This window comes from Eubacterium sp. AF34-35BH (assembly GCF_003477765.1).
In the GTDB taxonomy this organism is placed as follows: domain Bacteria; phylum Bacillota; class Clostridia; order Lachnospirales; family Lachnospiraceae; genus Eubacterium_G.
Window position 1 is genome coordinate 71,487 of sequence record NZ_QUDZ01000001.1, and the last position, 15,558, is coordinate 87,044.

Annotated in this window: 17 protein-coding genes; 16 read left to right on the plus strand and 1 reads right to left on the minus strand. The window is 33.2% G+C overall.

What is annotated here, in order from left to right:
- The first annotated feature begins 20 nt into the window (after nucleotides 1-20).
- From DWZ69_RS00390 to DWZ69_RS00425, 8 genes are all read left to right on the plus strand, one after another.
- Entirely contained in the window at nucleotides 21-797 is a 777-nt protein-coding gene (locus tag DWZ69_RS00390) for a TatD family hydrolase (RefSeq protein WP_022165963.1), read from the plus strand.
- Between the two features lie 79 nt (nucleotides 798-876).
- Nucleotides 877-1,752: a 16S rRNA (adenine(1518)-N(6)/adenine(1519)-N(6))-dimethyltransferase RsmA gene (gene rsmA, locus DWZ69_RS00395; protein WP_117999261.1), complete on the plus strand. Its 876-nt coding sequence runs from the start codon at nucleotides 877-879 to the stop codon at nucleotides 1,750-1,752.
- 320 nt (nucleotides 1,753-2,072) lie between these two features.
- Nucleotides 2,073-2,771: an N-acetylmuramoyl-L-alanine amidase gene (locus tag DWZ69_RS00400; protein ID WP_158561071.1), complete on the plus strand. Its 699-nt coding sequence runs from the start codon at nucleotides 2,073-2,075 to the stop codon at nucleotides 2,769-2,771.
- A 96-nt stretch (nucleotides 2,772-2,867) separates the two neighbouring features.
- On the plus strand, nucleotides 2,868-3,935 hold the full coding sequence (locus DWZ69_RS00405) for an L-threonylcarbamoyladenylate synthase (protein WP_022165960.1): 1,068 nt from the start codon (nucleotides 2,868-2,870) through the stop codon (nucleotides 3,933-3,935).
- Between the two features lie 15 nt (nucleotides 3,936-3,950).
- Nucleotides 3,951-4,403 (plus strand): low molecular weight phosphotyrosine protein phosphatase, encoded by a 453-nt coding sequence (locus DWZ69_RS00410; protein ID WP_022165959.1) that lies wholly within the window; start codon nucleotides 3,951-3,953, stop codon nucleotides 4,401-4,403.
- A 19-nt stretch (nucleotides 4,404-4,422) separates the two neighbouring features.
- A complete protein-coding gene (gene upp / locus DWZ69_RS00415) occupies nucleotides 4,423-5,052 on the plus strand; it encodes a uracil phosphoribosyltransferase (RefSeq protein ID WP_118435541.1) in 630 nt (209 codons plus the stop codon).
- A gap of 105 nt (nucleotides 5,053-5,157) precedes the next feature.
- Nucleotides 5,158-5,646 carry a dCMP deaminase family protein gene (locus DWZ69_RS00420; protein WP_117999265.1) on the plus strand — a complete coding sequence of 163 codons (489 nt, stop codon included), beginning with the start codon at nucleotides 5,158-5,160 and terminating at the stop codon, nucleotides 5,644-5,646.
- A 159-nt stretch (nucleotides 5,647-5,805) separates the two neighbouring features.
- Nucleotides 5,806-6,195, plus strand: a complete 390-nt coding sequence (locus tag DWZ69_RS00425; protein ID WP_117999266.1) for a hypothetical protein — start codon at nucleotides 5,806-5,808, stop codon at nucleotides 6,193-6,195.
- Between the two features lie 240 nt (nucleotides 6,196-6,435).
- On the opposite strand, the gene DWZ69_RS00435 is transcribed toward DWZ69_RS00425, so the two are convergent.
- Entirely contained in the window at nucleotides 6,436-7,110 is a 675-nt protein-coding gene (locus tag DWZ69_RS00435) for a hemolysin III family protein (RefSeq protein ID WP_117999268.1), read from the minus strand.
- A 347-nt stretch (nucleotides 7,111-7,457) separates the two neighbouring features.
- Here DWZ69_RS00435 and DWZ69_RS00440 point away from each other — a divergent pair, with 347 nt between their 5' ends.
- The 8 genes from DWZ69_RS00440 (at nucleotide 7,458) to DWZ69_RS00475 (ending at nucleotide 15,552) form a co-directional block, all read left to right on the plus strand.
- Nucleotides 7,458-8,465, plus strand: a complete 1,008-nt coding sequence (locus tag DWZ69_RS00440; protein ID WP_117999269.1) for a hypothetical protein — start codon at nucleotides 7,458-7,460, stop codon at nucleotides 8,463-8,465.
- Nucleotides 8,449-9,648 (plus strand): CpaF family protein, encoded by a 1,200-nt coding sequence (locus DWZ69_RS00445; RefSeq protein ID WP_243081021.1) that lies wholly within the window; start codon nucleotides 8,449-8,451, stop codon nucleotides 9,646-9,648. Before DWZ69_RS00440 ends, DWZ69_RS00445 begins: the two co-directional genes overlap by 17 nt.
- 13 nt (nucleotides 9,649-9,661) lie before the next feature.
- Nucleotides 9,662-10,390 carry a hypothetical protein gene (locus tag DWZ69_RS00450; protein ID WP_118435546.1) on the plus strand — a complete coding sequence of 243 codons (729 nt, stop codon included), beginning with the start codon at nucleotides 9,662-9,664 and terminating at the stop codon, nucleotides 10,388-10,390.
- A 5-nt stretch (nucleotides 10,391-10,395) separates the two neighbouring features.
- Nucleotides 10,396-11,829 carry an immunoglobulin-like domain-containing protein gene (locus DWZ69_RS00455; RefSeq protein ID WP_117999271.1) on the plus strand — a complete coding sequence of 478 codons (1,434 nt, stop codon included), beginning with the start codon at nucleotides 10,396-10,398 and terminating at the stop codon, nucleotides 11,827-11,829.
- A 212-nt stretch (nucleotides 11,830-12,041) separates the two neighbouring features.
- Nucleotides 12,042-12,233, plus strand: a complete 192-nt coding sequence (locus DWZ69_RS00460; RefSeq protein ID WP_243002582.1) for a Flp1 family type IVb pilin — start codon at nucleotides 12,042-12,044, stop codon at nucleotides 12,231-12,233.
- 3 nt (nucleotides 12,234-12,236) lie between these two features.
- On the plus strand, nucleotides 12,237-14,162 hold the full coding sequence (locus DWZ69_RS00465) for a DUF5702 domain-containing protein (protein ID WP_118435549.1): 1,926 nt from the start codon (nucleotides 12,237-12,239) through the stop codon (nucleotides 14,160-14,162).
- Between the two features lie 201 nt (nucleotides 14,163-14,363).
- Nucleotides 14,364-15,047 carry a hypothetical protein gene (locus DWZ69_RS00470; protein ID WP_147364237.1) on the plus strand — a complete coding sequence of 228 codons (684 nt, stop codon included), beginning with the start codon at nucleotides 14,364-14,366 and terminating at the stop codon, nucleotides 15,045-15,047.
- An 85-nt stretch (nucleotides 15,048-15,132) separates the two neighbouring features.
- Complete coding sequence (locus DWZ69_RS00475) at nucleotides 15,133-15,552, plus strand: prepilin peptidase (protein ID WP_118435555.1); 420 nt, start codon at nucleotides 15,133-15,135, stop codon at nucleotides 15,550-15,552.
- Nucleotides 15,553-15,558: the final 6 nt, after the last annotated feature.

Here is a 15,558-nt window from a genome sequence, read left to right on the forward strand (position 1 = left end):
TAGCATCAGGAGGAAATAAAATGATTTTTGATACACATGCTCACTATGATGACGAGGCTTTTGATGACGACAGAGAGCAACTTTTAGAGAGAATGAGAAACAGAGGAGTTGAGTATATTGTTAATGTTGGAGCTTCAATGGCATCATGTAAAAGCACAATAGGTTTAATTAGAAGATTTCCATATGTATACGGAGCGTTGGGAGTACATCCTGACGAAGTGGCTGAGCTAACTGACGATGATTATAATTGGTTAGCTAAGAGCGTGTATAAACCGAAGATTGTAGCTGTTGGTGAAATTGGATTGGATTATCATTGGAATGACAATAGGGAGCAGCAGATTGCAGCTTTTGAAAGACAGATGGACATTGCAAGAAAAGCAGAACTTCCAATTATTATTCACAGTAGAGATGCTGCAAAAGATACATATGATGTAATGAAGTCAAATAAGGCAGATGAAATTGGCGGAGTTATTCATTGTTTCTCATATACTAAAGAAATGGCAAAGCAGTTTTTAGATATGGGATTTTATCTTGGAATTGGCGGCGTTGTTACTTTTAATAATGCAAAAAAACTTCAGGAAGTTGTGGAGTATATGCCTATGGACAGAATGGTTATAGAAACAGATTGTCCATATCTTGCACCTGTTCCAAACAGAGGTAAGAGAAATGATTCCTTTAATCTCCCTTATGTTGTAAGTAAAATTGCTGAAATTAAAGGTATAAGTTCCGACGAGGTAATTGATATAACAAGCGAAAATGCAAAGAAGTTATACGGAATTGTACAAAATCAAATATAAATTTGATTAGTGAATTAAAGCAAATTAAAGTTTTAAATTAATTTTATATTAATTATAGAAGTAATTAGTGAGGTATTATATGGCATATTTAGGTTCGCCTAGTGCAACTAAAGAAATTATTAATAAATACAGTTTTGCTTTTCAAAAAAAATTTGGACAAAACTTTTTAATTGATTCTAATATATTAGAGAGCATTGTAAGTGCGGCTGATATTACAAAGGATGATTTCGTCCTTGAAATTGGACCTGGAATAGGAACAATGACACAGTATTTATGTGAGGCAGCGCGTCAGGTAGTGGCTGTTGAAATTGATAAAATGCTTATTCCAATTTTAAAAGATACATTGTCTGAATATGATAATGTAGAAGTGATTAATCAGGATGTTTTAAAACTGGATATTAAAGCTCTTGCACAGGAAAAGAACAATGGAAAGCCAATTAAGGTTGTAGCTAATTTGCCATATTATATTACAACACCAATTATTATGGGCTTGTTTGAAAGCAAGGTTCCTATTGAAAGTATTACCATTATGGTACAAAAGGAAGTTGCCGACAGAATGCAGACAGGTCCCGGTTCAAAAGATTATGGTGCTTTATCTCTTGCGGTTCAGTATTACGCAGATGCTAAGGTGCAGTTAAATGTATCAGCGTCATGTTTTATGCCAAGACCTAATGTGGATTCTGCAGTAATCAAATTAACTGCTCATGAAAAGCCAGTGGTTGATGTTGACGAAACATTAATGTTTAAAGTAATTAGAGCAAGCTTCAATCAGAGAAGAAAAACGTTAGTAAATGGTTTGAAAAATTCTTCCGAATTGGACTACACAAAGGAAGAAATAGTTCAGGCAATTAAAGCAATTGGCAAAGAAGAAAACATCCGCGGAGAAAAGTTGACTTTAGAAGAATTTGCTGCATTAAGTAATAGCTTGAAGGTGGTAAGAAAGATGAATCAATGATGCATTGAAAACTACTTCACGTCCAGATGTTAGTAATGATTTGTTTAATGAGGTTGAGACGGAACTGTTAGAGGATGGTTTTAAACCAATTGATGTGCCGGAAAACGATTTAAAATTATTAAATTCGTTAATAAATTAATCGATAATATAAAAAAAATTTTAACGGAGTTGTATTGTGATATCAGTATAGCTTCTTTTTTTATACAATAAGTGTAACACGAATTTTTGATGTTTCAAAAACATATAATTTACAAAAATAGGAACTGCTCTATTGGTAAAACATGATATCAGTAAAAAGTTATAAAAAAATGGAAATTTTCATGGCGATTATTCTGCTTGTTTCCGTAACTGCAATTGCCTGTAACATGGAAAAAGTAGTGAAAGAGCCGACAAAAGAAAAAGGCGAAGTAGTAACCACAAAAAAATTTAATGGAAAAACTGTTGTAATTGATCCGGGGCATGGTGGAGATGATCCGGGAAAAATTGGTGTAAATAAAGAGAAAGAAAAAGATGTGAATTTGGCTATTAGTAAGAAACTTTTTCAGGTACTAAATGAACAGGGGTATAAGGTTGTACTAACCAGAAGCGAAGATGTTGTTTTGGGGGATGGAGATAAGTTTTCTAAAATAAGCGATTTAAATAAACGCTGTGAAATAATAAACAACGCCTATGAAGAAAATAATAAATGTATTATGGTTAGTATTCACCAAAACAGCTTTACGCAGACTTCAGTTCATGGAGCACAAAGTTTTTATTTTCAAAGGTCAGAGCAAAGCAAGCTGCTAGGTGAAACTTTGCAGAAAATCCTAAATGAAAAGGTAAATGATAAAGAAAAAAAGGCAAAGCCAAATGACAGTTACTATATTTTAATAAATTCAAAATGTCCGGGAATAATTGTAGAGTGTGGTTTTTTAAGCAATAGCGATGAGGCAACAAAATTGACAAATGAAACATATCAAAAAGAGCTGGCAGAAATCTTGAGTGAAGGTATTTCTACATACTTTAATATGCAGCGATAAATGGCGATTCCTGGTGAAAAGATAAAGGCGTCTAACGTTGTATTTTAGATGTAATTATGATAAAATAAAACGGATATAGGTCAGGTGAGGCGAGAAATGAACACGAAGATAATTAACATTGATAAAGACAATATAGATGGGGAAGCATTAAAGGAAGCAGGGCAGATTATTCGAGATGGAGGCCTTGTTGCATTTCCAACAGAAACGGTTTATGGATTGGGTGCAAATGCACTTGACGCCCAGGCAGCTATGAAGGTTTATGCTGCGAAAGGACGCCCATCAGACAACCCATTAATTGCACATATTTGTGACATAGAAATGCTGAAACCATTGGTAAAGAAAATACCACCGGTGGCAGAAAAATTAATGGATGCTTTTTGGCCGGGACCACTTACTTTAATTTTTGAGAAAAGCGATATTGTTCCAAAAGGAACAACAGGTGGCTTGGATACTGTGGCTATCAGATTTCCAAATCATCCTATTGCAAGCAGATTAATTAAAGAAGCCGGAACAAGCATTGCGGCACCAAGTGCCAACTTATCAGGTAAGCCAAGTCCAACACTTGGTGAGCATGTAATCGATGATTTGGACGGTCGCATTGATATGATTATTGATGGTGGCATGGTAGGAATGGGATTGGAGTCTACAATTATAGATGTAACAGTAGATCCACCTCTTGTTTTACGACCAGGATTTATAACATACGAAATGGCAAAGAAGGTTGTTAGCAACCTTGAGATAGATCAGGCCATTTTGAAGAAACCGGTAGAAGGTTTGAAACCAAAAGCTCCGGGTATGAAATACAGACATTATGCACCGGCAGCAGATTTTCGTATTTTTAAAGGTGATGCGAATAAAGTTGCTCAGCACATAATTGATTCAGCTAATGCAAAAGCTGAAGAAGGAAAGAAGACAGGAATAATAACAGCTAACCAGCATTTAGGATTGTACCAGGGAAAAATAAATGAGAACATTAAGGTAGTATCTCTGGGCGATTTGGACAAGCCGGAAACAATAGCAAACATGTTGTTTAAAGCGCTTCGCGATTTTGACAAAGAGGGAACTGAATTCATTTTTGGGGAAGCTTTTTCAGAGGACAACATTGGATGGGCTATTATGAACAGGCTTACAAAGGCAGCTGGTTATAACATAATGGATGTGTAGCAGTTCGGAGGAAAAATGTTAGAATATTCAAAAGTAATATTTGTAACTGATACAGACACTTCGTTAGGACCATTGGCGGCAGCTCTACTTAAGCATTATTTACCACAGGAGAGAGCTACTATTGAGTCTAAGGGACTAGCAGTGTTATTTCCGGAACCTATGAACCCAAAGACCGTTGCCATTGCAGCGTCAAAGGGGATTGAAATTGACAGAAGTTCAGTTCAATTAACAGGTGAAGATTTTGGAAAAGATGTATTGGTACTTGTATTAGACGAAACAAAGAAGCAGGGTATTTATGATGACTTTGCTGAAGCAGTGAATGTCTATACACTTAAAGAGTATATTAATGAGCAAGGAAGTATAACTAACCCGGATGGTGGGGAACTTGCTGATTATGCGAAACTTTATGATACGGTTGATGAAGTGATTATAAAGTTAGCGAATAAGTTAAAACATAATAAGATATAATATGTACGGAGGAAGAAACATGGCAAAGATAATGATAATGGATCATCCATTGATTCAGCACAAGATTGGAATTATCAGACAGACAACTACAGGAACAAAGGATTTCAGACAGTTAATAAGCGAAATTGCAATGCTTATTACTTATGAAGCAACAAGAGATTTAGAGCTTGAAGATGTAGAAATTGAAACACCTATTTGTAAAACAACAATTAAGCAGTTAGGTGGAAAGAAACTTGCAATCGTTCCAATTCTTAGAGCTGGTTTAGGTATGGTTGATGGTATGCTTGCACTTATTCCATCAGCAAAGGTTGGACATATTGGTCTTTACAGAGATCCAGTAACAGCAGAACCTCACGAGTATTATTGCAAGCTTCCTGAAGATTGCGATAAGAGAGAAGTTTTTGTGGTAGATCCAATGCTTGCAACAGGTGGTTCAGCTATTGCAGCAATCCAGATGTTAAAGGATAAGGGCGTTAAGAACATTAGACTTATGTGCATTATTGCAGCACCTGAAGGAATTGAAGCTTTTGAAAAGGCTCATCCGGACGTAGATGTTTACATTGGTGCAAAAGACGAAAAATTAAACGAACACAAATATATTGTTCCAGGTCTTGGCGATGCAGGAGACAGAATTTTCGGAACAAAATAGTAACTAGAAATGAAGAAAGACTTTTCTTAAGGAGAAGGATTTCTTCATTTTTAATATAAGAAGGATTTTAAATATGAGGGCAAAACATGATTGGAGGACGAGACAATGAGTAACAAAAGAAAAGACTATATTTCATGGAACGAATATTTTATGGGCGTGGCATCGTTAGCTGCGTTGCGCTCAAAGGATCCAAATACTCAGGTGGGAGCCTGTATTGTAAGTGAAGATAACAAGATTTTGTCAATGGGATATAACGGACTTCCAATTGGCTGTAGTGACGATGAATTTCCTTGGAATAGGGAAAGTGACGATCCTTATGACAACAAATATTTTTATACAACTCATAGCGAACTAAATGCAATATTAAATTATCGCGGCGGTAGTTTAGAAGGGGCAAAAATATATGTAACTTTATTCCCTTGCAATGAATGTGCCAAGGCGATTATTCAATGTGGCATAAAGGAAGTTATTTACGGAGACGACAAATATGGTGACACTTCATCTGTGAAAGCTTCTAAAAGAATGATGGAAGCAGCGGGAGTTAAATACACATCATATGAAAAGTCAGGAAAGGAAATAAAAATAAAGTTGTAGAAGTTTTATATTTTATGCGGTAAACCTGTAACTAGGGTGCGGTATAAATTATAATTTAGTTGATTTATAATTGTAAAAATAAAAGTAAAAGGTATATATTTGTAGTAACAAATAATTGAAATCTGAATAGTATAAAATGATAAACTATTAGGATTGATTATGGACTATAAATATATACCTTTTTACGTTCAGGGAAATGCAATAAATGGATTTTATTATGGACAATGGAATCAAATGTCAGACAGAGATATTGATTATGTTAAGGAAATGTACCCGATAGCTTTTATGACAATTCAGGATTGGGTCGAAAGAGAGTGTGACAAACAGGAGTTTGCAGGAAGTCTAATGTTTGATGAATATCCCGATAAATTAGGTGTTTTGCAAATGGTAAACAACATATTCAGGCGGGTTAAGGAAGAGGAAGAACAGTGTGGCGACGGAGAAAACTGTATTAAATATCCGGATGATCAGTGGCTTAAAGATATAATTATGGTTTTGCTGTTAAATGAAATGTACAGAAGAAGGCAAAACAGAAGAAGATATTATTGAAAAATCGTAAAATAGAAGAATATATTATTAGAAAGATATTGTTGGAAAAGAGCAAAATGGAAAGAAATTACCCTATTTTATTTTCGAAAATGTGTAATTATTTTCATTTTTGTGCAAATAAAAATTTTATTACACAAAAAAATCTGGAAGAAATAACACTCTTCCAGATTTTATCTTTTTAGATCGTTAAACTTTTATAGAAAAGTTTGAAGACTTATAAGTTTATCGAAAATTATAAGGTTATAGAGCATAAAGAATAATTGCAAAGAAATGCAAAATGCTGCCTGCAAGAATGAATATATGGAAAATAGAATGCATCCATTTTTTAGTTTTGCCAAGTCCGTAAAGGATAGAGCCTACAGTGTAGGCAACACCTCCGGCAACAAGGAAAATTACTCCCCCCAGCGACATGACTTCGTAAGTCTGTTTTATGAAAAATATAATTGTCCAGCCCATTGCAAGGTAGCAAATCATGGAGAAAACACTGTATTTCTTTAAATCAATGGCTGTAAGTGCACAAGCAATAATTGCGCAGCCCCAAACAATTCCAAATAAAACCCAAGCAAGTGCAGGATATTTAGGTCGCATAGCAACTAATAAAATCGGTGTATAGCTGCCGGCAATTAGAAAATAAATGGTGCAATGGTCTAAAACCTGCATTACTTTTTTGGCCATACCCGGTCGTAAACCATGATAAACACTGGACATTGTATATAAAGTAATGAGGGTTACTCCATAAATACAACTGGAAACAACTCCGATGACACTACCTGCTTTGGCAGCTGTAATAACACAAAGTACAAGTGCTGCAATACCGAGAGCTCCGCCTACAATGTGAGAAACCATATTGAAAATCTCTTCGCCCTTTGAGTAGGTAGGCAATGTTCTGTCTGATAATTTAGTTCTTTTACTCATATATTTTCCTCCATATAATTGTTCTGCTTTGAAAAAATAAAACATCATTATTAGTATAATGACACGAAAAAAATAAAAATATGTATTATAACCATAACATCTAGTTATGAATACTACATAGAAGTATACCACTATATATTTATGTGTCAAGTGCACAAAAAATGAAAAAAACACACATTCTTTAAAATATATATAAAATCACAAAAAGGGTATAGACAAAGTGGGAGAAAGGTGTTTATAATGTGAAAACAGCATTACCTGAGACAAAAAATGCAGGCTGGTGTTGAAGAAAATTATGAAGTACCAGATGGTAAAAATTAGAATTAAGAAGAAAGGGGAGAAGAAAGATGACGGCAACTTTGGCAATTTATGATTTAGATGAAGTATATGCAAATAGTTTAATGAAATACATTAATCAAAAACAAAACATGCCATTTAAGGCAACGGCTTTTACAAATAAAGAGGCACTGGAAGAATATTTACAGGACAATCATATTGATATTCTATTGGTGGATTACAATTTATATGATGAATATTTGGAACTTGAAGATGTAAGTAAAATAATATTTTTAGTGGAAGATGATTGTCAGCAGTTCAAGGATTATTCTTATATTTATAAATTCCAATCATCTGAAAATATCATTAGAAAAATTTTGGATTATTTTGCCGAGCTGAATATAAGTAAAACAGGTTCAATAGTGAAAAGAAATGGAACAAAGATTGTTGGAGTTTATTCCCCTATAAAGAAGCCTGAACAAACTGTTTTTGCTTTTACTGTGGGGCAGGTGTTGGCTGAAAGCGGAAGTACCCTATACATAAACATGGATGAGTTTACGGCATTCGATAAAATCTACCATCAAAATTATCAGGGTGATTTGTCCGATTTAATGTATTATTTTAAACAAAATAAAGATACAGTTGCCATTAAGCTGAAAGCTATCGTAAATACAGTTAATACATTAGATTATGTGCCACCACTTAAATATTCAAGGGACTTGAGAACTATGGAAACAACAAAGTGGATAGAATTGCTGGAAACCATAATGGCTACAGGTATGTATGAAAATATTGTAATTGATATTGGAAATGTAGTGGAAGATATAACTTCGTTAATTGAATTTTGCGATAAAATCTATGTTCCTATGGAAAACAGTTATATGTACAAGATGAAAGTTGGGGAGTTTGAAGAGTTTTTGCTACGTAGCGAAGCTTTAGAGTTGATAGATAAAATTGAGCAGGTTACGCCACCTATAGATTTAGTTGACATAGAGGATGACAATTTCTTAGAAAGACAGTTGTGGAGTAATTTGGGAGATTACTCAAGACAGGTAGTAGGAGGTGGGGGCAATAGGTGAAAAAATTAGTAAAGAAACCATAAGAGAGAAAGTTATCTCAACTATTGATATGACCAGGGAACCTCAGGAGAAGGAACTTCACGAAATAATTGACCGTATTATGGAAGAGGAATTAAAAGAAAAATATTTGACTATTAAAGAAAGAATAAAAATTCATAAAGAAGTTTTTAATTCCATAAAGGGGCTGGGGATACTTGAAGATTTGCTGGAGATGGATGAAGTGACGGAAATTATGATAAACGGTAGGAATCATATTTTTATTGAAAAAGCGGGTAGAATCATACCTTATGATGATTCCATAGAGTCAGAGGAAAGACTTCAGGACATAATTCAACAGATAGTTGCAAAAACAAATAGAAGAGTAAATGAGTCTAATCCAATTGTTGACACAAGATTGGAGGACGGCTCCAGAGTGAACGTGGTTTTGCCACCAGTTGCTTTAGATGGCGCTGTTATAACTATTAGAAAATTTGCTAAAGAAAAAATTACCATTAATCAGTTAATTAAATGGGGGACTCTTACCAGAGAAGTAAGCGACTTGTTGGAAAAATTGGTTGTTGCAGGATACAACATTTTTGTAAGTGGTGGGACAGGCTCAGGGAAGACAACATTTTTAAATGTGTTGTCTAATTTTATCCCTAATGACCAAAGAGTTGTAACCATAGAAGATTCTGCAGAATTGCAGTTAAAGAGTGTGGATAATATTGTTCGTCTGGAGGCAAGACAGGCTAACAGTCAGGGAGAAAATGAAATTACTATAAGAGATTTAATAAAAACGTCTCTTCGAATGCGACCTGACAGAATTATTGTTGGGGAGGTTAGAGGCGCAGAAGCTCTTGACATGGTCCAAAGTTTAAATACGGGTCACGACGGCTCGATGAGCACAGGACATGGGAATTCTCCAAAAGACATGCTCGCCAGATTAGAAACTATGGTTTTAATGGGGGCAGATATACCACTAAATGCCATAAGGTCACAGTTAGCAGCAGGTATTGATATTATGGTTCATTTGGCACGAATGCCAGATAAGACAAGAAAAGTTATAGAGATTAATGAGATTCAGGAATTTAAGGACAATCAGATTATTTTAAATAAGCTATATTGTATGGAAAATGGCAAATTGAAAAAAGTAGGAACATTGAAAAACATATTTAAGTTACAAAGCTATGGGCTAAGTGTATAAAGAAGGGACAAAAATGAAATTATCTAAAAATGAAATCATAATAAATATTGCAGCAATACAGTTAATAGTTTTTGTTATTGGAAAATTATTTTATGGAAATTATGCATTTGGAATACTCTTAATCCCATTTACAGTAGCAATTTACAAGCAAAGAAAGAAAAGTCTTATAAACAAGAAAATTGCTTACGGAGAGCTGCAGTTTAAAGACATGCTAATAGCAATTTCTGATGGATTAAAAACAGGCTACTCAGTAGAGAATGCCATTAAATCAAGTTATAAAGATTTAAAGAACATATACGGAAAAGAATGTTTTGTGTGCAAAGAGTTGGAGATAGCAATATCACAGCTAAAACTAAATATATCAACAGAAAAAGTGTTAAAAGACATGGCAGAGAGAATGGAACTAAAAAATGCTATTTTGTTTTCGCAAATTTTTAGTGTGGCGAAAAGAACCGGCGGCAATATGCCTGAAATAATCAAAAATGTAACAGATGATATTGTAATGAAGGAAAATGCCAGAGAGGAAATTAATACATCAATAACAGAAAAAAGATTAGAGCAAAAGGTAATGACACTGATTCCAGGATTTATAATTATATACATTTCTGTAAGTTCTCCTGAATTTTTAAAGATAATGTATGAAAGTATAGTAGGCAAAATTGTTATGACAATATGTTTAATTCTATATTTATTAGCATATATATGGGGCGAAAGAATTGTGGACAGCATTATGGAGGAATAGGTGAAATGACAAAATTTATTATTGTGGTGTTTCTTGTTTTGAGTGCGTTTATTGTATTTACAATTCCTTATAGACACAGATATAAGAGGAAGTTAAGTAAGAAAAAACATAAATTATGGGGCTTATATGGAGTTGGCATGCTCATTGTGGATAGGTTACCCAAAAAGATTTTTCAAAATACAGGGGTTAATAATGACTTAAAGAAAATTACTGTTAAGGAGCATATAATAAAAGAGCAATATTTTTATTATGTAGAAAAAGTTTGTATTGTAGTTGGAGTTATCTGGCTAACGCTTGGAGTTTCAATTGCAGTTTTATATTCTGAATCTAAAACAGACAGGCAAATTAGTAAAGTAGAGAGAAGTGTAAAAAGTTCAAATAATTATAATGTGAGAATTATAGATGATGTTGGAGAAGAGACGGTTAAGTTAAATGTTGCAAAAAAGCAGTATACAGAGAGTGAAAAACAGAAGGTGTTGGAAAAAAACAAGAAAGTCCTTTTAAAAGAAGTTTTAGGTAAGAATAAAAGTCAGAACAAAGTAAACAGTAAACTGAATTTGGTTTCTGAAATAGGAAAAGAAAAAGTTAATGTATACTGGAAAATCAGTGATAAAAACATAATAAATTACAACGGAGAGATTTCTTCTAATGTGAAAAAACAGGGAGAAGTTGTAACACTTACGGCGACTATGACATTTAAAAAGAAAACCATAGATTATAGTTTTGGAGTGAATGTATACCCAAGCAGTGACAAAAAATCAAAAGGAAATTATGTGCAGGAATATGTGGATGAAAATGACAAATATAGTAATCAGGTCAAACTGCCGCAACAAATAAATGGGAAAAAAGTGACTTACAGAGAAACAAAGGACACAGTAGGAAAATATATACCAATAATAGGAATTATAGTAGGAATTACATTGTTCTTTCTGAAGGATAAAGATTTAAAAAAAGAAGTAGAAAAACGGAACAGGCAGTTACTAAATGACTATCCGGAAATAGTAAGTAAGATTTTGCTTTATTACGGAGCAGGACTATCAATTAAGTCGGCAATAGAGAGAATGGTCGCAGAGTATAACGTGGAAAAGAAAAAGAATAGTAAAGCATTCAGGTATGCATTTGAGGAACTTTCGATGTGCTCAGTGAAGATGAAGAGTGGTGTTCCTGAAACTGTGGCAATAAGTGAATATGGTAACAGATGCAACATTCATTGTTATATAAAACTGGCAGGTTTAATTGAACAGAATCTTAAGCGAGGAACAAAAGAATTAACGCTGGTGCTAAAGAGTGAATTAAAGGATGCAATGAATGAAAGAAAAAACAATCTGCTAAAAAATGGTGGACAGGTTTCGACAAAATTATTAGGCCCAATGGTGTTAATGCTGATTATAACCATTGCAATAATAATGGTACCAGCACTATTGTCCATTAACATTTAGCAGAAAGATTTTATGAAAAAAAGTAATTCAAACAGCAAGGCAATTTATATAACAAATTAACTTGGATAACAAACTGATTTAGGAAACAAATATGAGGCAGAAAATATGAAGCAGAAAATAAAATGAACAAAGTTTATTTTTAGGAATGTATCGATGAAATACCCACGACTAAAAGGAGGGGCAATAAATATTATAGTAGGAGGAAATAGCGAATGAAGAGTGTGGTTATGAATTTTATAAATAAAATAAAGAAAAATGTTAATGACGAAAGTGGAATGGGAGTAATTGAAATTGTATTGATTATTTTAGTTTTGGTAGGCTTAGCATTGGTATTTAAAGAACAGATTAGTGGTGTTGCCAATGGCGTATATGAATCAATTAATGAACAGATTGAAAACTTTTAGAATATGAGGATTAATAAAACAAAAAAAGCAAGCATTACAATATATCTTAGCTTAATATTTGTTACAGTATTATTGCTTATTAGCATAATAATAGAATCGGCAAGAATGAATATGGTGCAAAGTGAGTGTAAGACTTTTACATACTTAGCAACGGATTCTGTTTTGGCAGGCTATGCAAGACAGGTATATGAAGACTATGGTGTACTAATGTTTTGGGAAAACGAATCAGTAAATGAGAACTTAAAAAAATATATTCAGGCGAACATTGAATTGGGTGATGTGGAACATAAGGGCTCGAATCTTTTAATGACAAGACTTAAGAATATAAAAGCAAAAGAAAAGAAATATGTGTGGAGTAACGGTGGAGAAGAATTTGTCAGGGAAGTTTCTAATTACATGAAGTATGCAGTAGCTACAGAAGCAATAGATAAAGTTATAAACATATCCGCAAACAAAAGTGATGACCATAGCAATAGTAATATTAGTGGCAATAACAGCAATAGTAACAGCAATAAAATAAACGGCACTGGCAATAATAACGGCAAGAATGATAGCACTGATAGTAATAGTAATGGCAAGAATGATAGCGCTGATAGTAATAGTAATGGCGGTGTTGGGAGTGGTGAGTATAATCTCGGGGATGTAGATGAGATTATAGATGATTCAAAAAGCAAAGAAATCCAGGAAAATGTTGAAAAAATCTGTGATGAAATAAAGAATCTGAAAGATGCAGATATTCAAAAGAAACTAAAAACAAAGAAAAAGAGAGAAATGTTTTTAGAGAAAATAATGTCCATAGAAGAAGATATTAAACTATATCAAAAGGACAAGAAGGAATTTTTAAGTGAATTAAACAAAGATGGTCAAAATAAAGACAATCAGAATAGTATGAAGGATTTTATGGATGATAATTTAAATATATTGAAGTCTATAGAAAAGCAATTAACAGAGGAAATTAACAGATTACCTGAGAATTCAAAGGAGCAGTGGGAGACGATTGCCAAGGATATAGAAAGCAAAATTAGTTCATTGCAAATAAATGAAATAAGTGAAGAGGATAAGAAAAACAAAGGTATTTATGAGAGTGCAAAAGGCTTGATAGAAAAGGGGATTTTATCTTTAGTTATAGATGAAACAGATAAAATTTCGTCAACTACTGTAGAGTTAAAAGACTTGCCCTCGACTATTGACAATAAAGGTGAGAATAGTTTAGACAACGTTAAAACAAAAGCTGCACTTGTACTTTATGGTGCGATGAAGTTTGGAAATTTCACAAATCTTATAAAGAACAGGGAAATAAGTTATGAGCTTGAATATATTGTTGCTGGAAAAGATAGCGATAGAAGTAATTTGGCATCTACTGTGGAACAGATTGTTGCTGTGAGGAACGTTGTTACTTTAGCGTATTTAGTAACTGACAAAGAAAAAATGGCTTTAATTGAAACAACAGCAGCTTCGGCTGCAACAGCAATAGGTCTGCCTTTTTTGGAACCGGTTATTAAAGGTGTACTGTTAGAAGGCTGGGCTTTAGCAGAGGCAATTAATGACGTAAAAACTTTATTAAAGGGTAAGAAAATAGACCTAATGAAAAATGCTAACAATTGGAAAACCAGTTTGAAAAATCTATTAGCAAGTGGCAGTAGTGAATCTAAAAACAAAGCAGCAATAGATTATAAACAATTCTGCATGATATTAATAATGAAAAACAGCATAGAGACAACAGCATACAGAATCATGGATTTGATTCAGTTAAATGTTAGAAAGAACTATAATCAACAATTTGACATGAAGAAATGTGTAACATCATTGGATGTTGAGGCTCAATATGAGTCGGAACCATTGTTTGTTGCAATGCCATGGGTAATTAATGGATTAAATGGAAATATAGGCTCATATAATTTTAGCATAGAAAGTCAGTTAGAATATTAGTACAGATGAAAGAATGTGAGGAGGTGAATAAATATGCCCTTTTTCCCACCTGTTGTACATAGTGAAAAACATAAAAAAATAAAATTAGGATGTGATTCTCTCCAAGTACAGAAGCCAAAAAAATATAAAGAAAAAATAAAAAAAATAAATGTGTCCCAGGGAAAAAGGGTATATTTATTTACCTCCAAAGGAAGCATTACTTTGGAAGCTGCTATTGTTATAACAATTTTTATGTTGGCAATTCTTTCGGTGATAAGTTACATAACAGTTCTTAACAAACAGTTACATAATCAAAAACAAATAAATAATATGGGAATTGCGTTATCAAAACTAAATTACTATAAACAATGTACTGAAAAAAGTAAGAAGTATAGTGAGGATTTAGGACTGTTAGAAAGTGGAATGCAAAGCCTTAAACAAAGTGGCGAGATAGAGAAAAAAACTTCAGAAGAAGGAGTAATAGATATTGTTTTTCCGTATATCGTTAGAATTCCGTACGTTAATAAGCCTATAGTTTTAACTCAACGGTGCTATTTAAAGGATTGGACAGGTTATGATTTAACAAAGGAACAGGAACTTGTTTATATTACAAAAAACGGAAAAGTCTATCATGTTACTAAAGAATGTACACATCTGTCTCTGAAAATAAGCAAGATTGGCGTTATAGAATTAAAAATTAAAAGAAACTGTTACGGGCAGGCGTACAGTAGATGTTCTATATGTGTAAATAAAAAAGGCACATTAGGATCAGAGGTGTTTATTACTGAAGATGGAAATAAATACCATAATAGTTTAATGTGTAGCGGACTTTTGAGAAATATTATCACAGTAGAAAAGAGTAAGGTTAAAAATATGCCACCTTGTAGTAGATGTTCAGGAAAATAATACAAGGTTATATATGGCAATTTGTAGCAAAATATTATGGGCTTTTTATGAAGACAGTATTAGATATATGTATTAGGAGAATAAAATGTATGAAATATGGAGTGTAGTGTTTTTACTTGTATGTGCAATTGCAGATTATAAAACAAAAGAAATTTATGTATGGTTCTGCTTGCTAAATTATTTTTTAGCCATAGTAATGAAAGTGGTAACCAATAATTTGAAATTAGAAAATATTATAATCGGCATTATTGTGTGTACATTATTATATATTATTGCGTTAGTAACAAAGGAAGCAGTAGGTGTAGGAGATATTTTGATAATTTTAACCTTAACGGCAATGGTTGAATTGAAGGTTGTCTTAAACGTAATGATGATTGCATTTATTATTAGTGCGATTTTTTCGATAATAGGTGTTTCTATGGGTAAGATGAGTTTGAAAACAAATATCCCGTTTGTACCATTTATATTTTGTGGAAATATTCTGTTTTATTTATGCAAGGCATAGAAAAGG